The organism is Cellulomonas sp. APG4 (assembly GCF_009996735.1).
Classification (GTDB): Bacteria; Actinomycetota; Actinomycetes; order Actinomycetales; family Cellulomonadaceae; genus Actinotalea.
Genome location: NZ_JAACYI010000001.1, coordinates 363,424 through 379,673, shown reverse-complemented (window position 1 = coordinate 379,673; position 16,250 = coordinate 363,424). Strand labels below are relative to the sequence as shown.

The following is a 16,250-nucleotide window of genomic DNA, read 5'->3' as shown; positions in this document are numbered from 1 at the left end:
AGTCAGCCGGCACCTGCATCGTTCGGCACAACTACCCAAGTCCGAGGAGGACCCCAGTGGCGAAGGCCAAGTTCGAGCGGACCAAGCCGCACGTCAACATCGGGACCATCGGTCACGTCGACCACGGCAAGACGACGCTGACCGCTGCCATCTCGAAGGTGCTGCACGACAAGTACCCCGACCTGAACCCCTTCACGCCGTTCGACGAGATCGACAAGGCGCCGGAGGAGAAGCAGCGCGGTATCACGATCAACATCGCGCACGTCGAGTACCAGACGGAGAAGCGCCACTACGCGCACGTCGACGCGCCCGGTCACGCCGACTACATCAAGAACATGATCACGGGTGCCGCGCAGATGGACGGCGCGATCCTCGTGGTCGCCGCGACCGACGGCCCGATGGCCCAGACGCGTGAGCACGTGCTGCTCGCCCGCCAGGTCGGCGTGCCGTACCTGCTGGTCGCGCTCAACAAGGCCGACATGGTCGACGACGAGGAGATCCTCGAGCTCGTCGAGATGGAGGTCCGCGAGCTGCTGTCGTCGCAGGGCTTCGACGGCGACGACGCCCCCGTGGTGCGCGTCTCCGGCCTCAAGGCCCTCGAGGGCGACCCCGAGTGGGTCAAGTCGGTCGAGGCGCTCATGGAGGCCGTCGACGAGAACATTCCCGAGCCGGTCCGTGACATGGACAAGCCGTTCCTCATGCCGATCGAGGACGTCTTCACGATCACCGGTCGTGGCACCGTCGTCACCGGCGCCGTGGACCGCGGCAAGCTGCAGATCAACTCGGAGGTCGAGATCGTCGGCATCCGTGAGCCGCAGAAGACCACGGTCACCGGCATCGAGATGTTCCACAAGCAGATGGACGAGGCGTGGGCCGGCGAGAACTGCGGCCTCCTGCTCCGTGGCATCAAGCGTGAGGACGTCGAGCGTGGCCAGGTCGTCGTGAAGCCGGGTTCGATCACCCCGCACACCGACTTCGAGGCCCAGGTCTACATCCTCAACAAGGACGAGGGTGGGCGGCACAACCCGTTCTACTCGAACTACCGTCCGCAGTTCTACTTCCGTACCACGGACGTCACCGGCGTCATCACGCTGCCCGAGGGCACCGAGATGGTCATGCCCGGGGACAACACCGAGATGACGGTCAACCTGATCCAGCCGATCGCGATGGAGGAGGGCCTCGGCTTCGCCATCCGTGAGGGTGGCCGGACCGTCGGCTCGGGCCGCGTGACGAAGATCCTGAAGTGACCTGTGCGAGGGCCCGGGCATCGCGCCCGGGCCCTCGCCATGTCCCGCTCCGGCGGGACCCCTGGGACAGATCGGCCGGCCACGGCGGCGATTGGTAATCGCTCGTGGCGTCTGGCACACTGTTCAGGTTGCCCGGCGCCGTTGCGTCCGTGTGCAGGTGGTTCGCGGCCTTCGGCCGCCGCCGCCCGCGGGACCGGCGTGAGAGCGGCAGCCACGTAACGACAGACGTTGAGGGTCTGGTCGCCCGTCCTCGGACGGGCAGGTCCGGCTCACACAGCACCCAACGACCTCGCACCGAACGGTGCGCAGCGCGAAGGCATGGCGCAAGACGCGACACGCCCGAGTGCGGGGGTCGGACACACAGCGGTTCGAGAGAGAGAGTCAGACGACGCCATGGCGGGACAGAAGATCCGCATCCGGCTCAAGTCCTACGACCACGAGGTCATCGACAGCTCGGCGCGCAGGATCGTCGACACGGTGACGCGCGCTGGTGCAACGGTCGTGGGCCCGGTGCCGCTGCCGACGGAGAAGAACGTCTTCTGCGTCATCAGGTCGCCTCACAAGTACAAGGACAGCCGCGAGCACTTCGAGATGCGCACGCACAAGCGCCTCATCGACATCATCGATCCCACGCCCAAGGCCGTCGACTCGCTCATGCGGCTCGACCTGCCGGCGGACGTGAACATCGAGATCAAGCTCTGAGGCCGGTCAGGAGATCACGATGACCACGCTTCCCCAGAACGCAAGGCCCGTCTCGGCCGTGCTGGGCACCAAGCTCGGCATGACCCAGGTGTGGGACGACGCAGGGCGCCTCGTGCCCGTCACCGTCGTGCAGGTCGGCACCAACGTGGTGACCCAGGTCCGCACGGCAGACGTCGACGGCTACGCCGCGGTCCAGCTCGCCTACGGGCAGATCGACCCGCGCAAGGTCACCCAGCCGCTCAAGGGCCACTTCGAGAAGGCCGGCGTGACCCCGCGTCGCCACGTCGCCGAGATCCGTACGCCGGACTCGGGCGAGTACGCCCTCGGCCAGGAGATCACCGCGGAGGCCTTCACGGCCGGACAGACGGTCGACGTCGTGGGCACCACCAAGGGCAAGGGCACCGCTGGCGTCATGAAGCGCCACGGCTTCTCCGGCGTCGGCGCCTCCCACGGTGCGCACCGCAACCACCGCAAGCCCGGCTCGATCGGCGGCGCCTCGACGCCGTCGCGTGTCTTCAAGGGCCTGCGGATGGCCGGCCGCATGGGCCACGTCCGTCAGACCACCCAGAACCTCACCGTGCACGCGGTCGACGCCGAGAGGGGTCTGCTGCTCGTCAAGGGCGCCGTCCCCGGCCCCAAGGGCGGCGTCGTGCTGGTGCGCTCTGCCGCGAAGGGGGCGTGAGCATGACTGCGCTGACCGTCGACGTCGTGGACGCGACCGGCAAGAAGTCCGGCACCGCCGAGCTTCCCGCCGACGTGTTCGACGTCCAGACCAACGTCCCGCTGATCCACCAGGTCGTGGTGGCCCAGCTCGCGGCGGCCCGTCAGGGCACGCACGCCACCAAGACCCGCGGCGACGTCCGCGGCGGTGGCAAGAAGCCTTACAAGCAGAAGGGCACCGGCCGGGCTCGTCAGGGCTCGACGCGCGCCCCGCAGTTCGCCGGTGGTGGCACGGTCCACGGCCCTCAGCCGCGTGACTACAGCCAGCGGACGCCCAAGAAGATGAAGGCCGCCGCCCTGCGCGGTGCGCTCTCGGACCGGGCCCGCGCAGGTCGCGTGCACGTGATCGACGGCTTCGGCGTCGACGGTGTGCCGTCGACGAGCACCGCGGTCGCGACGCTGCGTGCGCTGTCACCGCGTCGCCACGTGCTCGTGGTTCTCGAGCGCGGCGACGAGCTCACGTGGAAGTCGCTGCGCAACGTGGAGCAGGTCCACCTGCTGCTCGCCGACCAGCTCAACACCTACGACGTGATGATCTCGGACGACGTGGTCTTCACGCGCGGTGCGCTCGAGGCGTTCCTCGCCCGGCCCACCGGCCGTGGGGCCAAGGCCGTCGCCACCTCGTCGGAGGCCTCGGCTCTCGAGGCGGAGGAGACCAAGTGACCAGCCTGAACAAGGACCCGCGCGACATCCTCATCTCGCCCGTGGTCTCCGAGAAGAGCTACGGCCTGCTCGACGAGGGCAAGTACACCTTCCTGGTGGACCCCCGCGCGAACAAGACCGAGATCAAGATCGCCGTGGAGCAGGTCTTCGGCGTCAAGGTCGAGGCGGTGAACACCGCGAACCGCAAGGGCAAGAGCCGGCGCACGCGGTTCGGCCTCGGCAAGCGCAAGGACACCAAGCGCGCGATCGTCACGCTGCGTGAGGGCACCATCGACATCTTCGGCGGACCGGTCGGCTGACGCCGGACCGACGAGACACAAGGGACTGACCTCCATGGGAATCCGTAAGTACAAGCCGACGACGCCCGGCCGTCGTGGCTCGAGCGTCGCCGACTTCGTCGAGATCACGCGTTCCGAGCCCGAGAAGTCGCTCGTCCGGCCGCTCCACAAGACCGGTGGCCGCAACAGCACGGGCCGCGTCACGATGCGCCACCAGGGTGGCGGCCACAAGCGTGCCTACCGCGTGATCGACTTCCGTCGCCACGACAAGGACGGCGTGCCGGCCAAGGTCGCTCACATCGAGTACGACCCGAACCGCACGGCGCGCATCGCCCTGCTGCACTACGCGGACGGCGAGAAGCGCTACATCATCGCGCCCAACAAGCTCGCGCAGGGTGACGTCGTCGAGAACGGCGCCTCGGCCGACATCAAGCCCGGCAACAACCTCCCGCTGCGGAACATCCCCACGGGTACGGTCATCCACGCGATCGAGCTCCGCCCTGGTGGCGGTGCCAAGATCGCGCGGTCGGCGGGTGCCTCGGTGCAGCTCGTCGCGAAGGACGGTCCGTACGCGCAGCTGCGCATGCCGTCGGGTGAGATCCGCAACGTCGACCTGCGCTGCCGCGCGACGGTCGGCGAGGTCGGCAACGCCGAACAGTCGAACATCAACTGGGGCAAGGCCGGTCGGATGCGCTGGAAGGGCAAGCGCCCCTCGGTCCGCGGTGTCGCGATGAACCCGATCGACCACCCGCACGGTGGTGGCGAGGGCAAGACCTCGGGTGGCCGCCACCCGGTCAGCCCGTGGGGTCAGCCCGAGGGCCGGACACGCCGTCCGAACAAGCCGAGCGACAAGCTCATCGTCCGTCGTCGCCGCACCGGCAAGAAGCGCTGAGAAGGAGCCTGACCGATGCCACGCAGCCTCAAGAAGGGCCCCTTCGTGGACGGCCACCTGCAGAAGAAGGTGGACGTCCAGAACGAGAAGGGCACCAAGGCGGTCATCAAGACCTGGTCCCGCCGGTCGATGATCACGCCCGACTTCCTCGGCCACACCTTCGCCGTCCACGACGGTCGCAAGCACGTCCCGGTCTTCGTGACCGAGTCGATGGTCGGCCACAAGCTCGGCGAGTTCGCCCCGACGCGGACGTTCCGCGGCCACGAGAAGGACGACCGCAAGGGCCGTCGCCGCTGACCCGTCGGGGTCCAGCAGCGGCAGGTCGTAGGTAGTCCGATGACGACAGAAGAAGGCAGGACAGCAATGGAAGCCAAGGCGCAGGCGCGGTTCGTCCGCGTCACGCCCCAGAAGGCCCGGCGCGTCGTGGACCTCATCCGTGGCAAGCAGGCCGACGAGGCCGTCGCGACGCTGAAGTTCGCGCCGCAGGCCGCGGGGGAGACCGTCCGCAAGGTCGTCGAGAGCGCGATCGCCAACGCCCGCGTCAAGGCGGACCGCGCGAACGAGGCCTTCGACGCCTCGTCGCTCGTGGTCTCGGCCGCGTACGTGGACGAGGGTCCGACGCTCAAGCGGTTCCGCCCGCGCGCGCAGGGTCGCGCCTCGCGGATCCTCAAGCGCACGAGCCACATCACCGTGGTCGTCGCGCCCGCCCCGCAGCGGGCCGGCGCCGCCTCCGCCTCGAGCACGAAGGGAAGGACCCGATAGTGGGACAGAAGGTCAACCCGCACGGGTACCGCCTCGGGATCACCACCGACCACCGGTCGCGCTGGTTCGCCGACAGCACCAAGCCCGGGCAGCGCTACCGTGACTACGTCCGCGAGGACGTGCAGATCCGCAAGCTCATGTCGACGGGTCTCGAGCGTGCCGGCATCGCGAAGGTCGAGATCGAGCGCACGCGTGACCGCGTGCGGGTCGACATCCACACCGCGCGCCCCGGCATCGTCATCGGCCGCCGCGGCGCCGAGGCCGACCGCATCCGCGGTGAGCTCGAGAAGCTCACGGGCAAGCAGGTGCAGCTCAACATCCTCGAGGTCAAGAACGCCGAGATCGAGGCGCAGCTGGTGGCGCAGGGCATTGCCGAGCAGCTGGCGAGCCGTGTCTCGTTCCGTCGCGCGATGCGCAAGGGCATGCAGTCGGCCCAGCGCGCCGGCGCGAAGGGCATCCGGGTGCAGTGCTCGGGACGCCTCGGCGGCGCCGAGATGAGCCGGTCGGAGTTCTACCGCGAGGGACGAGTGCCGCTGCACACGCTCCGCGCCAACATCGACTTCGGCACGTTCGAGGCACGCACCACGTTCGGCCAGATCGGCGTCAAGGTCTGGATCTACAAGGGCGACATGACCGAGAAGGAGTTCGCGCGCGAGCAGGCCAGCGCGGCTCCGCGCGGTCGCGGCCCGCGTGGTGACCGTCCCCGTGGCGGCGCTCGTCGCGAGCGCACCGACGCTCCTGCCGCCGCCGAGCAGCAGCCCGCCGCCGAGGCCCCGGCCCCGGCCGCGACCGAGTCCGGAACGGAGGCCTGAGCATGCTGATCCCGCGCAGGCTCAAGCACCGCAAGCAGCACCACCCGTCGCGCTCGGGCGCGGCGAAGGGTGGCACGACGATCGCGTTCGGCGACTTCGGCATCCAGGCCCTCGAGCCCGCCTACGTCACCAACCGGCAGATCGAGGCTGCTCGTATCGCCATGACCCGTCACATCAAGCGTGGTGGCAAGGTCTGGATCAACATCTACCCCGACCGGCCTCTGACGAAGAAGCCGGCCGAGACCCGCATGGGCTCGGGCAAGGGGTCCCCCGAGTGGTGGGTCGCCAACGTCAAGCCCGGCCGCGTGCTCTTCGAGCTCGCGGGTGTGCCGGAGCCGCTCGCCCGTGAGGCGATGCGTCGTGCGATGCACAAGCTTCCGATGAAGTGCCGCTTCGTGGCACGCGAGGGTGGTGGCAACTGATGGCCATTGGGTCGAAGGAGCTGGCTCCGGCCGAGCTCGACGGCATGGACGACGAGACCCTCGTCGCCGAGCTGAAGAAGGCCAAGGAGGAGCTGTTCAACCTCCGCTTCCAGTCCGCCACGGGTCAGCTCGAGAGCCACGGGCGTCTGAAGGCCGTGCGCCGCGACATCGCCCGGATCTACACGATCCTGCGTGAGCGCGAGCTCGGCATCCGTACCGCACCCAGCCCCAGCGCTGAGTGAGCGAGAGGCAAACGATGAGCACAGCAAGCACCGGCGCCGACGCGCAGGCCGCCACGGAGAGCCACCGCCCGTACCGCAAGACGCGGCGCGGCTACGTCGTGAGCGACAAGATGGACAAGACCGTCGTGGTCGAGGTCGAGGACCGGGTCAAGCACCCGCTCTACGGCAAGGTCATGCGACGCACGAGCAAGGTCAAGGCGCACGACGAGGCCAACGCGGCCGGTGCGGGCGACCTGGTTCTGATCATGGAGACCCGCCCGCTCTCGGCCACCAAGCGGTGGCGCGTGGTGGAGATCCTGGAGAAGGCGAAGTAACCGGACCGGCGCGCGGCCTCGGCCGCGGTCCGCAGCCCGACCACAGACATCCGTTCCGGCAAGGCTCGGCCAGCACACGTCGAGAACCGGCCAGACGACAGGAGTAGGTAGATGATCCAGCAGGAGTCGCGACTCAAGGTCGCCGACAACACGGGAGCGAAGCAGATCCTCTGCATCCGTGTTCTCGGCGGTTCCGGCCGTCGCTACGCCGGTATCGGCGACGTCATCGTCGCCACCGTGAAGGACGCGATCCCGGGCGGCAACGTCAAGAAGGGCGACGTCGTCAAGGCCGTGGTCGTGCGCACCACCAAGGAGCGCCGCCGGCCCGACGGCTCGTACATCAAGTTCGACGAGAACGCCGCCGTGATCCTCAAGGGCGACGGCGAGCCGCGTGGTACGCGCATCTTCGGCCCGGTGGGCCGCGAGCTGCGCGACAAGAAGTTCATGAAGATCATCTCGCTGGCACCGGAGGTGCTCTGACATGGCCAAGATCAAGAAGGGCGACCTCGTGGTCGTCATCGCGGGCCGCGACAAGGGTAAGCAGGGTCGCGTGCTCGAGGTCGTCAAGGATGCGGACCGTGTGGTCGTCGAGGGCGTGCAGCGTGTGACCAAGCACGTCAAGGCCGGCCAGACGAACCGCGGCAGCCGCACCGGTGGCATCGAGACCGTCGAGGCCCCGATCCACGTCAGCAACGTGATGCTGGTCGACCCGGAGACCAAGAAGGGCACCCGGGTCGGGTACCGCACCGAGGAGATCGAGCGTGACGGGCGGACGCGTACCGTCCGGGTCCGCGTGGCCAAGCGCTCCGGTAAGGACATCTGATGAGCGAGACCACCGTCGCCGCACCGCGGCTCAAGACCCGCTACGCCGAGGAGATCATCCCCGCGCTCCGCGAGGAGTTCGGCCACGCGAACGTCAACCAGGTCGCCCGGCTCACCAAGATCGTGGTGAACATGGGTGTCGGGGAGGCCGCGCGTGACTCGAAGCTGATCGAGGGTGCGATCCGCGACCTCACGCTGATCACCGGGCAGAAGCCGCAGGTGACCAAGGCGCGCAAGTCCATCGCGCAGTTCAAGCTCCGCGAGGGCATGCCCATCGGCGCCCACGTCACGCTGCGGGGTGACCGCATGTGGGAGTTCACCGACCGGCTCGTCAACCTCGCCCTGCCGCGCATCCGCGACTTCCGCGGCCTGTCGCCGAAGCAGTTCGACGGCCACGGCAACTACACCTTCGGCCTGACCGAGCAGGTGATGTTCCACGAGATCGACCCGGACAAGACGGACCGGCAGCGTGGCATGGACATCACGATCGTGACGACCGCGACCACCGACGACGAGGGCCGTTCGCTGCTCCGCCGTCTGGGCTTCCCGTTCAAGGAGAACTGACATGGCGAAGACTGCCCTGATCCAGAAGGCGGCGCGGAAGCCCAAGTTCGCTGTCCGCGCCTATACCCGGTGCCAGCGGTGCGGTCGTCCGCACTCCGTGTACCGCAAGTTCGGCCTCTGCCGCATCTGCCTGCGCGAGATGGCGCACCGCGGCGAGCTCCCCGGCGTCACCAAGAGCAGCTGGTAACCACTACGTCGCAGGTCCCCTTGCGCTGCGGCGCGGGGATACCCCGGCGAGGAAGGGCACAAGCCCGATGACGATGACCGATCCGATCGCAGACATGCTGACGCGTCTGCGTAACGCGAACTCCGCGTACCACGACTCCGTGACGATGCCCTACAGCAAGCTGAAGGCGAACATCGCGGAGATCCTCCAGGCCGAGGGCTACATCGCCGGCTGGGGTGTCGAGGACGCGACCGTGGGCAAGAACCTGACGATCCAGCTCAAGTTCGGCCCGAACCGTGAGCGCTCGCTCGCGGGCGTCCGCCGCGTGTCCAAGCCGGGCCTGCGCGTGTACGCGAAGTCGACCAACCTGCCCCGCGTGCTGGGCGGCCTGGGCGTGGCGATCCTGTCCACGTCCTCCGGCCTCCTCACCGACAAGCAGGCCGCCACGAAGGGCGTGGGTGGGGAAGTCCTCGCCTACGTCTGGTAACCCCGAGACCGAGAGGAGAGCGCCATGTCTCGAATCGGCAAGGTCCCCGTCCCGGTCCCGACCGGCGTGGACGTGACGATCGCTGACGCGATCGTGACCGTGAAGGGCCCCAAGGGGACCCTGACGCACACCGTTCCCAGCCCCATCACGGTGGCGCAGGAGGACGGCACCCTGGTGGTGAACCGTCCGGACGACGAGCGCGCGTCGCGTTCGCTGCACGGGCTCACCCGCACCCTCCTGGCCAACCTGGTCACGGGCGTGACGGAGGGCTACACCAAGAAGCTCGAGATCGTCGGTACCGGTTACCGCGTGACGGCCAAGGGCTCGGACCTCGAGTTCGCGCTCGGCTTCAGCCACCCGGTCGTCGTGTCGGCCCCCGAGGGCATCAGCTTCGCCGTCGAGTCGCCGACGAAGTTCTCGGTCAGCGGCATCGACAAGCAGCAGGTCGGCGAGGTCGCCGCGAACATCCGCAAGATCCGCAAGCCCGAGCCGTACAAGGGCAAGGGCGTGCGTTACGCGGGCGAGGTCGTCCGCCGCAAGGCCGGAAAGGCTGGTAAGTGATGGCACTCACGATCCGCGGCAAGGGCAAGGCCGTCGCGCGTGCCCGCCGCCACCTCCGCCTGCGCAAGAAGGTCGTCGGCAGCGCGGCGCGCCCGCGCCTCGTCGTCAGCCGCTCGAGCCGCCACATGGTCGCCCAGGTCGTCGACGACGCCCTGGGTCGCACCCTGGCCTCCGCGTCGACCCTCGAGGCCGACCTGCGTGGGATGGAGGGCGACAAGACCGCCAAGGCCCGCCGGGTGGGCGAGCTCGTGGCGGAGCGCGCCAAGGCCGCCGGTGTCGAGGCCGTGGTCTTCGACCGTGGCGGCAACAAGTACCACGGTCGGGTGGCTGCGGTCGCCGAGGGCGCTCGCGAGGGCGGGCTGAACCTGTGACCGCGACCCGAACCATGACCGTACGGAAGCAGAGGAACCACTGATGGCTGCACCTCAGCGCAGCAACACCGGCGCCCAGGGCGGTGCCGGCGGAGACCGTCGTGACGGTGGCCGCCGCGACGGCGGACGCCGTGGCGACGCCGCCGAGAAGAGCGCCTTCGTCGAGCGCGTGGTGACCATCAACCGCGTCTCGAAGGTCGTCAAGGGTGGCCGCCGCTTCAGCTTCACCGCGCTCGTCGTGGTCGGCGACGGCGACGGCACCGTGGGCGTCGGCTACGGGAAGGCCAAGGAGGTGCCCGCCGCGATCGCGAAGGGTGTCGAGGAGGCCAAGAAGAGCTTCTTCCGCGTCCCCCGCATCCAGGGCACCATCCCGCACCCGATCACGGGCGAGGCCGCGGCCGGCGTCGTGTTCCTTCGTCCCGCGTCGCCGGGTACCGGTGTGATCGCCGGCGGTCCGGTGCGCGCCGTCCTCGAGTGCGCCGGCATCCACGACGTGCTGTCGAAGTCGATGGGCTCGAGCAACGCGATCAACATCGTGCACGCCACGGTGGCCGCGCTGCGCGGGCTCGAGGAGCCGGAGGCCGTGGCCGCGCGCCGTGGGCTCTCGGTCGAGCACGTCGCCCCGGCCCCGATGCTGCGCGCCCGCGCGCAGGGTCTGGCCGAGAAGGCAGGTGCCTGATGGCCCGGCTCAAGGTGACCCAGACCAAGTCCGCCATCGGCGGCAAGCAGAACCAGCGCGACACGCTGCGGACCCTCGGCCTCAAGCGCATCGGCGACGTCGTCGTCAAGGAGGACCGTCCGGAGATCCGCGGCATGGTCGTGACGGTGGCGCACCTCGTCGCCGTGGAGGAGGTGGACTGACCATGGCAGAGTCCAAGAAGAAGGACGAGGCTGCGGCCTCGACCGAGAAGAAGGCACCCGCGACGTCGGGCGCCAAGGCCACGGCCGCGGAGAAGAAGCCCGCGACCAAGACGGCTGCCGCCAAGAAGCCCGCCGCCAAGGCCGCGGCGGAGAAGCCCGCGACGACCAAGGCCGCTGCCGAGAAGAAGCCCGCCTCGAAGGCGAGCTCGTCGGCCGCGGAGAAGCCGGCGTCCGCCAAGGCCACCTCGGCCGCGGCGGCGGCCCGCGCAGCGGCGAAGGCCGAGGGCGCCGGTGGCACCCTCAAGCTGCACCACCTGCGTCCGGCCCCGGGCGCGCACACCGCCAAGACCCGCGTGGGTCGTGGTGAGGCGTCGAAGGGCAAGACGGCCGGTCGCGGCACCAAGGGCACCAAGGCCCGCTACCAGGTGCCTGAGCGGTTCGAGGGCGGCCAGATGCCGATGCACATGCGGCTGCCGAAGCTGCGTGGCTTCAAGAACCCGTTCCGCACCGAGTACCAGGTCGTGAACCTCGACACCCTCGCGGCGCTCTACCCGCAGGGTGGCGACGTGACGGTCGAGGACCTCGTCTCCAAGGGCGCGGTCCGCAAGGGCTCGCCGGTGAAGGTGCTCGGCAACGGCGACGTGGGCGTGAAGCTCACGGTCGCCGTGCAGAAGGTGTCGGCCTCGGCGCGCGAGAAGATCCTCGCGGCCGGCGGCACGATCCAGGACTGAGCGGCCGGCAGGGGCCGGGGAGACATCCCCGGCCCCTGCGCCGTCCGGTCCGCGGTCTCGGCTAGGGTGCCAGGGGCCGTGCGCGGGACCGGGCGGGGAACACCCTGCCCGCCGGTCGGCGGCATGACGACACCCCGCCCTCGGGCGGAGCAGGAGGACTAGTGCTCAGCGCATTCGTGCGGGCGTTCCGGACGCCCGACCTGCGGCGCAAGCTGCTGTTCACGATCTCGATCATGGCGATCTTCCGTGTCGGGTCGTTCATCCCGACGCCGGGCGTCGACTACACCAACGTGCAGCAGTGCGTGGCACAGTCGCAGGACAACACGCTGCTCGGGCTCGTCAACCTCTTCAGCGGCGGTGCGCTGCTGCAGCTGTCGATCTTCGCGCTCGGGATCATGCCCTACATCACCGCGAGCATCATCACGCAGCTGTTGCGCGTCGTGATCCCACGGTTCGAGGCCCTCCACAAGGAGGGCCAGCAGGGGCAGACCCAGCTCACGCAGTACACGCGCTACATGACGATCGGCCTGGCGATCCTCCAGTCGACGACCGTCATCACCGTGGCGCGCAACGACCTCCTCTTCCCGGGCTGCACGGTCCCGATCATCCCCAACGACGGGATCATGACGATCGTGCTGATGGTCATCACGATGACCGCGGGCACGACGCTGATCATGTGGCTGGGCGAGCTCATCACCGAGCGGGGCATCGGCAACGGCATGTCGCTGCTCATCTTCACCTCGATCGCCGCGACCTTCCCGGCCGCGATGTGGTCGATCGCCGGCTCGGACGACGGCATCACCAAGTTCGCCATCGTCATGGTGATCATCGTGCTCGTCATCGGCCTCGTGGTCTTCGTCGAGCAGTCCCAGCGCCGCATCCCGGTCCAGTACGCGAAGCGCATGGTGGGGCGCAAGATGTACGGCGGCTCGAGCACCTACATCCCGATCAAGATCAACATGGCGGGGATCATCCCGGTGATCTTCGCGTCCTCGCTGCTCGCGATCCCGGGGCTGATCGCGCAGTTCGGGGACCAGACCGCCGACTGGGTGGTCTGGGTGAGCGAGAACGTCGCCGACCCTGGGGCGCCGCTCAACATCGGCCTGTACCTCGTCCTGATCATCTTCTTCGCGTACTTCTACACGGCGATCACGTTCAACCCGGACGAGGTCGCGGACAACATGAAGAAGTACGGTGGGTTCATCCCCGGCATCCGCGCGGGGCGCCCGACGGCGGAGTACCTCGACTACGTCCTGACGCGGGTGCTCGCGGCGGGCTCCCTCTACCTGGCGTTCGTGGCGCTGATCCCGCTGATCGCCTTCATCGTGCTCGGCGTCGGCACCAACATCCCGTTCGGCGGCGCGTCGATCCTCATCGTCGTCGGCGTCGGCCTCGAGACCGTCAAGCAGATCGAGTCGCAGCTCCAGCAGCGGCACTACGAAGGGTTCCTCCGGTGAGCGCACGTCTGGTGATCATGGGCCCGCAGGGAGCGGGCAAGGGCACCCAGGCCGCGCGGCTCGCCGAGCGGCTCGGCGTCCCAGCCATCTCGACCGGTGACATCTTCCGGGCCAACATCTCGGCCGGGACCCCGTTGGGGCGGCTGGTCCAGGAGATCACGGCCAAGGGGGATCTCGTCCCCGACGAGGTGACCAACGACATGGTGCGCGACCGGCTCGCGCAGGCGGACGCGGCCTCCGGGTTCATCCTCGACGGGTACCCCCGCAACGCCGCCCAGGTGGTCGAGCTGGACGGCATCCTCGCCGACACCGGTGCGAGCCTCGACGCCGTGATCGAGCTCACGGCGCACCGTGAGGAGCTGCTCGCACGGCTCCAGAAGCGGGCGCAGGTCGAGGGACGGGCCGACGACACCGACGAGGCGATCGCGCGACGTCTCGACATCTACGCCGAGCAGACGGCGCCGCTGACCGCCGCCTACGCGGAGCGTGGGCTCCTCGTCCAGGTCGACGGCATCGGCGAGCTCGACGACGTCACTGCGCGTCTGCTCGCCGCCCTCGAGTCCCTCGACGCGCAGGTCTGAGGTCGGCACGGCGGTGTTCGGACGCGAGCGGATCGAGATCAAGACCGGCGCGCAGGTGCGCGCGATGAGGCGCGCGGGCCTCGTGGTCGCCGAGGCGCACGCCGCAGTCCTCGAGGCGTTGCGTCCGGGTGCGACGACGGCGGATCTCGACGCGGTCGCGGCCGCGGTCATCGCCGAGGCGGGCGCGACGCCCTCCTTCCTCGGCTACCACGGGTACCCCGCGACGCTGTGCGTGTCGGTCAACGACGAGATCGTCCACGGCATCCCGGGATCGCGCGTGCTCGAGCCGGGCGACGTCGTGTCGGTCGACTGCGGGGCGATCGTGGACGGCTGGCACGGTGACGCGGCCTTCACGGCGGTGCTGCCCGAGGCGGACCCGGCCGACGTCGCACTGAGCGAGACCACCGAGGACGCGATGTGGGCCGCGATCGCGGCGCTCGCGACGGGGGAGAGGCTCGGTGTGGTGGGCGAGGCCGTCGAGGGCGTGGTGGCTGAGGCCCCGACGACGTACGGCATCGTCCAGGAGTACGTGGGCCACGGCATCGGTACCGCGATGCACCAGCCGCCGGAGGTGCTCAACTACCGAACCCGGGAGCGCGGTCCACGGCTTCGGCCCGGGCTGTGCATCGCGATCGAGCCGATGCTCACGCGTGGCTCGCGGATGACCCAGGTGCTCGAGGACGACTGGACCGTCGTGACCGTCGACGGCTCGCGCGCAGCGCACTGGGAGCACACGGTCGCGATCGGCCCCGACGGTCTGTGGGTGCTGACCGCTGCCGATGGTGGTGCCGAACGCCTCGCTCGTCACGGCGTGACGGTCGCGCCCTGGGACGTCGACTGACGCGTTTCTCGTCCTCGGCGCTATGCCGTAGGATGATCCGTCGGGTGCGTGTGCCCTGCCATCCACATCCGATGCCTCGAGAGGCTCGGTGGCCGGACCACGGCGCGCGACCCGATCCTCGCAAGACACGCGTGGCCGACGGCTGCGACGCGCCGGGCGAGGTGCTCCACCCCACAGGTAGTCACACAGTTAGCGGAGGACATGGCGAAGAAGGACGGTGTCATCGAGATCGAGGGCAGCGTGGTCGAGGCCCTGCCGAACGCGATGTTCCGCGTGGAGCTGGCCAACGGTCACAAGGTTCTGGCTCACATCTCGGGCAAGATGCGACAGCACTACATCCGGATCCTCCCCGAGGACCGGGTCGTGGTCGAGCTGAGCCCGTACGACCTGTCCCGCGGTCGGATCGTCTACCGCTACAAGTAAGTCCGCCGGTGATCAGCTGATCATCCCGAATCGACACTGCCGCCCGTCGCACTCGTGCGCGCGTGCGGCGGCGGAGGAACGAGCATGAAGGTCAAGCCCAGCGTCAAGAAGATCTGCGACAAGTGCAAGGTGATCCGCCGGCACGGTCGCGTGATGGTCATCTGCGACAACCTGCGCCACAAGCAGCGCCAGGGCTGAGCCCCGGCGCCGGGGCCCAGCCCTGGCAGGTCGAGCAGTGACACCCGGACCCGCGTCGCGGGGCCGGACCAGCGCACGGTCAGCGTCCTCGTGACGCAACCCCCGGTCGGAGGCCGGGGCCCGCGGACAGCGGGGAGGCCGTGCGGAAGACCTCCGACGCAGTACAGGAGCACTGGCACATGGCACGTCTCGTCGGCGTCGACCTCCCCCGCGACAAGCGGCTCGAGGTTGCGCTCACCTACATCTACGGCGTCGGCCGTACCCGCGCCCAGCAGACGCTGGCCGCCACCGGGATCAGCCCGGACCTGCGCGTCAAGGACCTCGGCGACGCCGAGCTCGTGGCGCTGCGTGACCACCTCGAGGGCAGCTACAAGCTCGAGGGTGACCTGCGCCGCGAGGTCGCCGCGGACATCCGTCGCAAGGTCGAGATCGGCAGCTACGAGGGCATTCGCCACCGCCGCGGTCTTCCCGTGCGCGGGCAGCGCACCAAGACCAACGCGCGTACCCGCAAGGGCCCGAAGCGCACCGTGGCCGGCAAGAAGAAGGCCGGGCGCAAGTAGCCAGCAGTCCGCCGCGGGTGCACGGGCACGCTCCCGACCGCGGCGGTCCGACGACCTCAGACCAGACAAAGGACTCCCATGCCTCCCAAGACCCGCACCTCGGCGGCACGCAAGCCGCGTCGCAAGGAGAAGAAGAACGTCGCCGTGGGCCAGGCCCACATCAAGAGCACGTTCAACAACACGATCGTCTCGATCACCGACCCGTCCGGGGCCGTGATCGCCTGGGCCTCCTCGGGCCAGGTCGGCTTCAAGGGTTCGCGCAAGTCGACCCCGTTCGCCGCCCAGCTCGCTGCCGAGGCCGCCGCCCGCCGTGCGCAGGAGCACGGCATGAAGAAGGTCGACGTCTTCGTCAAGGGCCCGGGTTCGGGTCGCGAGACGGCGATCCGCTCGCTCCAGGCGACCGGCCTCGAGGTCGGCTCGATCCAGGACGTCACGCCCCAGGCGCACAACGGCTGCCGGCCGCCGAAGCGTCGGCGCGTCTGACCACCCGTGCCGGGGCACCTCCGGGTGCCCCGGCGCGGCAGGCCCTTCGCGGGCCGCCTGCAGGACCCCCGCGGGTGGACAGAGACCCAC

Annotated in this window: 29 protein-coding genes; all 29 read left to right on the top strand. The window is 69.3% G+C overall.

Annotation, left to right across the window (positions count from 1 at the left end; all coding sequences use genetic code 11):
• Positions 1 to 56: 56 nt before the first annotated feature.
• The 29 genes from tuf to rpsK all read left to right on the top strand — a co-directional run bounded on the left by tuf (position 57) and on the right by rpsK (position 16,160).
• Complete coding sequence (gene tuf, locus GXB85_RS01790; RefSeq protein WP_161915896.1) at positions 57 to 1,247, top strand: elongation factor Tu; 1,191 nt, start codon at positions 57 to 59, stop codon at positions 1,245 to 1,247.
• 393 nt (positions 1,248 to 1,640) lie between these two features.
• On the top strand, positions 1,641 to 1,949 hold the full coding sequence (rpsJ, locus tag GXB85_RS01785) for a 30S ribosomal protein S10 (RefSeq protein WP_035056184.1): 309 nt from the start codon (positions 1,641 to 1,643) through the stop codon (positions 1,947 to 1,949).
• 19 nt (positions 1,950 to 1,968) lie between these two features.
• On the top strand, positions 1,969 to 2,631 hold the full coding sequence (gene rplC / locus GXB85_RS01780) for a 50S ribosomal protein L3 (RefSeq protein WP_161915895.1): 663 nt from the start codon (positions 1,969 to 1,971) through the stop codon (positions 2,629 to 2,631).
• A 2-nt stretch (positions 2,632 to 2,633) separates the two neighbouring features.
• Positions 2,634 to 3,332 (top strand): 50S ribosomal protein L4, encoded by a 699-nt coding sequence (rplD, locus tag GXB85_RS01775; protein WP_161915894.1) that lies wholly within the window; start codon positions 2,634 to 2,636, stop codon positions 3,330 to 3,332.
• Entirely contained in the window at positions 3,329 to 3,631 is a 303-nt protein-coding gene (rplW, locus tag GXB85_RS01770; protein WP_161915893.1) for a 50S ribosomal protein L23, read from the top strand. Before rplD ends, rplW begins: the two co-directional genes overlap by 4 nt.
• Positions 3,632 to 3,665: 34 nt before the next feature.
• Positions 3,666 to 4,502 (top strand): 50S ribosomal protein L2, encoded by an 837-nt coding sequence (gene rplB, locus GXB85_RS01765; RefSeq protein ID WP_161915892.1) that lies wholly within the window; start codon positions 3,666 to 3,668, stop codon positions 4,500 to 4,502.
• 15 nt (positions 4,503 to 4,517) lie between these two features.
• The gene (gene rpsS, locus GXB85_RS01760) at positions 4,518 to 4,799 is read left to right on the top strand and encodes a 30S ribosomal protein S19 (RefSeq protein ID WP_161915891.1); all 282 of its coding nucleotides are present in this window, start codon (positions 4,518 to 4,520) and stop codon (positions 4,797 to 4,799) included.
• 66 nt (positions 4,800 to 4,865) lie between these two features.
• Complete coding sequence (rplV, locus tag GXB85_RS01755; protein ID WP_161915890.1) at positions 4,866 to 5,264, top strand: 50S ribosomal protein L22; 399 nt, start codon at positions 4,866 to 4,868, stop codon at positions 5,262 to 5,264.
• Positions 5,264 to 6,076 (top strand): 30S ribosomal protein S3, encoded by an 813-nt coding sequence (rpsC, locus tag GXB85_RS01750; RefSeq protein ID WP_161915889.1) that lies wholly within the window; start codon positions 5,264 to 5,266, stop codon positions 6,074 to 6,076. Before rplV ends, rpsC begins: the two co-directional genes overlap by 1 nt.
• 2 nt (positions 6,077 to 6,078) lie before the next feature.
• The gene (gene rplP, locus GXB85_RS01745; RefSeq protein WP_161915888.1) at positions 6,079 to 6,498 is read left to right on the top strand and encodes a 50S ribosomal protein L16; all 420 of its coding nucleotides are present in this window, start codon (positions 6,079 to 6,081) and stop codon (positions 6,496 to 6,498) included.
• A complete protein-coding gene (gene rpmC / locus GXB85_RS01740) occupies positions 6,498 to 6,740 on the top strand; it encodes a 50S ribosomal protein L29 (protein WP_043605515.1) in 243 nt (80 codons plus the stop codon). The genes rplP and rpmC overlap by 1 nt, the downstream gene beginning before the upstream one ends.
• A 14-nt stretch (positions 6,741 to 6,754) precedes the next feature.
• Positions 6,755 to 7,054, top strand: a complete 300-nt coding sequence (gene rpsQ / locus GXB85_RS01735) for a 30S ribosomal protein S17 (protein ID WP_161915887.1) — start codon at positions 6,755 to 6,757, stop codon at positions 7,052 to 7,054.
• A 111-nt stretch (positions 7,055 to 7,165) separates the two neighbouring features.
• On the top strand, positions 7,166 to 7,534 hold the full coding sequence (gene rplN, locus GXB85_RS01730) for a 50S ribosomal protein L14 (RefSeq protein WP_149204214.1): 369 nt from the start codon (positions 7,166 to 7,168) through the stop codon (positions 7,532 to 7,534).
• Position 7,535: 1 nt separating this feature from the next.
• Complete coding sequence (gene rplX, locus GXB85_RS01725) at positions 7,536 to 7,877, top strand: 50S ribosomal protein L24 (protein WP_161915886.1); 342 nt, start codon at positions 7,536 to 7,538, stop codon at positions 7,875 to 7,877.
• Positions 7,877 to 8,440 carry a 50S ribosomal protein L5 gene (gene rplE / locus GXB85_RS01720; protein WP_161915885.1) on the top strand — a complete coding sequence of 188 codons (564 nt, stop codon included), beginning with the start codon at positions 7,877 to 7,879 and terminating at the stop codon, positions 8,438 to 8,440. Before rplX ends, rplE begins: the two co-directional genes overlap by 1 nt.
• 1 nt (position 8,441) lies before the next feature.
• Positions 8,442 to 8,627 carry a type Z 30S ribosomal protein S14 gene (locus GXB85_RS01715; RefSeq protein WP_161915884.1) on the top strand — a complete coding sequence of 62 codons (186 nt, stop codon included), beginning with the start codon at positions 8,442 to 8,444 and terminating at the stop codon, positions 8,625 to 8,627.
• Positions 8,628 to 8,694: 67 nt separating this feature from the next.
• Positions 8,695 to 9,093: a 30S ribosomal protein S8 gene (rpsH, locus tag GXB85_RS01710; RefSeq protein WP_161915883.1), complete on the top strand. Its 399-nt coding sequence runs from the start codon at positions 8,695 to 8,697 to the stop codon at positions 9,091 to 9,093.
• Between the two features lie 24 nt (positions 9,094 to 9,117).
• Positions 9,118 to 9,654 carry a 50S ribosomal protein L6 gene (rplF, locus tag GXB85_RS01705; RefSeq protein WP_161915882.1) on the top strand — a complete coding sequence of 179 codons (537 nt, stop codon included), beginning with the start codon at positions 9,118 to 9,120 and terminating at the stop codon, positions 9,652 to 9,654.
• A complete protein-coding gene (gene rplR, locus GXB85_RS01700) occupies positions 9,654 to 10,025 on the top strand; it encodes a 50S ribosomal protein L18 (RefSeq protein WP_161915881.1) in 372 nt (123 codons plus the stop codon). The genes rplF and rplR overlap by 1 nt, the downstream gene beginning before the upstream one ends.
• Positions 10,026 to 10,068: 43 nt before the next feature.
• Positions 10,069 to 10,704, top strand: a complete 636-nt coding sequence (rpsE, locus tag GXB85_RS01695) for a 30S ribosomal protein S5 (RefSeq protein WP_161915880.1) — start codon at positions 10,069 to 10,071, stop codon at positions 10,702 to 10,704.
• The gene (rpmD, locus tag GXB85_RS01690) at positions 10,704 to 10,886 is read left to right on the top strand and encodes a 50S ribosomal protein L30 (protein WP_161915879.1); all 183 of its coding nucleotides are present in this window, start codon (positions 10,704 to 10,706) and stop codon (positions 10,884 to 10,886) included. Before rpsE ends, rpmD begins: the two co-directional genes overlap by 1 nt.
• Before the next feature lie 2 nt (positions 10,887 to 10,888).
• Positions 10,889 to 11,617 carry a 50S ribosomal protein L15 gene (gene rplO, locus GXB85_RS01685; RefSeq protein WP_161915878.1) on the top strand — a complete coding sequence of 243 codons (729 nt, stop codon included), beginning with the start codon at positions 10,889 to 10,891 and terminating at the stop codon, positions 11,615 to 11,617.
• 161 nt (positions 11,618 to 11,778) lie between these two features.
• A complete protein-coding gene (gene secY, locus GXB85_RS01680) occupies positions 11,779 to 13,074 on the top strand; it encodes a preprotein translocase subunit SecY (protein ID WP_161915877.1) in 1,296 nt (431 codons plus the stop codon).
• Entirely contained in the window at positions 13,071 to 13,655 is a 585-nt protein-coding gene (locus GXB85_RS01675) for an adenylate kinase (protein WP_161915876.1), read from the top strand. The genes secY and GXB85_RS01675 overlap by 4 nt, the downstream gene beginning before the upstream one ends.
• 13 nt (positions 13,656 to 13,668) lie before the next feature.
• A complete protein-coding gene (gene map, locus GXB85_RS01670) occupies positions 13,669 to 14,496 on the top strand; it encodes a type I methionyl aminopeptidase (protein ID WP_161915875.1) in 828 nt (275 codons plus the stop codon).
• Between the two features lie 201 nt (positions 14,497 to 14,697).
• Positions 14,698 to 14,919: a translation initiation factor IF-1 gene (infA, locus tag GXB85_RS01665; RefSeq protein WP_012867920.1), complete on the top strand. Its 222-nt coding sequence runs from the start codon at positions 14,698 to 14,700 to the stop codon at positions 14,917 to 14,919.
• 84 nt (positions 14,920 to 15,003) lie between these two features.
• On the top strand, positions 15,004 to 15,117 hold the full coding sequence (gene rpmJ / locus GXB85_RS01660) for a 50S ribosomal protein L36 (protein ID WP_003956441.1): 114 nt from the start codon (positions 15,004 to 15,006) through the stop codon (positions 15,115 to 15,117).
• 179 nt (positions 15,118 to 15,296) lie between these two features.
• Positions 15,297 to 15,677: a 30S ribosomal protein S13 gene (gene rpsM / locus GXB85_RS01655; protein ID WP_161915874.1), complete on the top strand. Its 381-nt coding sequence runs from the start codon at positions 15,297 to 15,299 to the stop codon at positions 15,675 to 15,677.
• A 78-nt stretch (positions 15,678 to 15,755) separates the two neighbouring features.
• Positions 15,756 to 16,160, top strand: coding sequence for a 30S ribosomal protein S11 (gene rpsK / locus GXB85_RS01650; RefSeq protein ID WP_161915873.1), 405 nt, complete (start codon positions 15,756 to 15,758; stop codon positions 16,158 to 16,160).
• The last annotated feature ends 90 nt before the right edge of the window (positions 16,161 to 16,250 follow it).

Coding starts and splice junctions, on each gene's coding strand:
- rpsJ (WP_035056184.1), top strand. CDS start 1,641: ATGGCGGGACAGAAGATCCGCATCCGGCTCAAGTCCTACGACCACGAG.
- rplC (WP_161915895.1), top strand. CDS start 1,969: ATGACCACGCTTCCCCAGAACGCAAGGCCCGTCTCGGCCGTGCTGGGC.
- rplD (WP_161915894.1), top strand. CDS start 2,634: ATGACTGCGCTGACCGTCGACGTCGTGGACGCGACCGGCAAGAAGTCC.
- rplB (WP_161915892.1), top strand. CDS start 3,666: ATGGGAATCCGTAAGTACAAGCCGACGACGCCCGGCCGTCGTGGCTCG.
- rpsS (WP_161915891.1), top strand. CDS start 4,518: ATGCCACGCAGCCTCAAGAAGGGCCCCTTCGTGGACGGCCACCTGCAG.
- rplV (WP_161915890.1), top strand. CDS start 4,866: ATGGAAGCCAAGGCGCAGGCGCGGTTCGTCCGCGTCACGCCCCAGAAG.
- rplP (WP_161915888.1), top strand. CDS start 6,079: ATGCTGATCCCGCGCAGGCTCAAGCACCGCAAGCAGCACCACCCGTCG.
- rpmC (WP_043605515.1), top strand. CDS start 6,498: ATGGCCATTGGGTCGAAGGAGCTGGCTCCGGCCGAGCTCGACGGCATG.
- rpsQ (WP_161915887.1), top strand. CDS start 6,755: ATGAGCACAGCAAGCACCGGCGCCGACGCGCAGGCCGCCACGGAGAGC.
- rplN (WP_149204214.1), top strand. CDS start 7,166: ATGATCCAGCAGGAGTCGCGACTCAAGGTCGCCGACAACACGGGAGCG.
- rplX (WP_161915886.1), top strand. CDS start 7,536: ATGGCCAAGATCAAGAAGGGCGACCTCGTGGTCGTCATCGCGGGCCGC.
- rplE (WP_161915885.1), top strand. CDS start 7,877: ATGAGCGAGACCACCGTCGCCGCACCGCGGCTCAAGACCCGCTACGCC.
- GXB85_RS01715 (WP_161915884.1), top strand. CDS start 8,442: ATGGCGAAGACTGCCCTGATCCAGAAGGCGGCGCGGAAGCCCAAGTTC.
- rpsH (WP_161915883.1), top strand. CDS start 8,695: ATGACGATGACCGATCCGATCGCAGACATGCTGACGCGTCTGCGTAAC.
- rplF (WP_161915882.1), top strand. CDS start 9,118: ATGTCTCGAATCGGCAAGGTCCCCGTCCCGGTCCCGACCGGCGTGGAC.
- rplR (WP_161915881.1), top strand. CDS start 9,654: ATGGCACTCACGATCCGCGGCAAGGGCAAGGCCGTCGCGCGTGCCCGC.
- rpsE (WP_161915880.1), top strand. CDS start 10,069: ATGGCTGCACCTCAGCGCAGCAACACCGGCGCCCAGGGCGGTGCCGGC.
- rpmD (WP_161915879.1), top strand. CDS start 10,704: ATGGCCCGGCTCAAGGTGACCCAGACCAAGTCCGCCATCGGCGGCAAG.
- rplO (WP_161915878.1), top strand. CDS start 10,889: ATGGCAGAGTCCAAGAAGAAGGACGAGGCTGCGGCCTCGACCGAGAAG.
- infA (WP_012867920.1), top strand. CDS start 14,698: ATGGCGAAGAAGGACGGTGTCATCGAGATCGAGGGCAGCGTGGTCGAG.
- rpmJ (WP_003956441.1), top strand. CDS start 15,004: ATGAAGGTCAAGCCCAGCGTCAAGAAGATCTGCGACAAGTGCAAGGTG.
- rpsM (WP_161915874.1), top strand. CDS start 15,297: ATGGCACGTCTCGTCGGCGTCGACCTCCCCCGCGACAAGCGGCTCGAG.
- rpsK (WP_161915873.1), top strand. CDS start 15,756: ATGCCTCCCAAGACCCGCACCTCGGCGGCACGCAAGCCGCGTCGCAAG.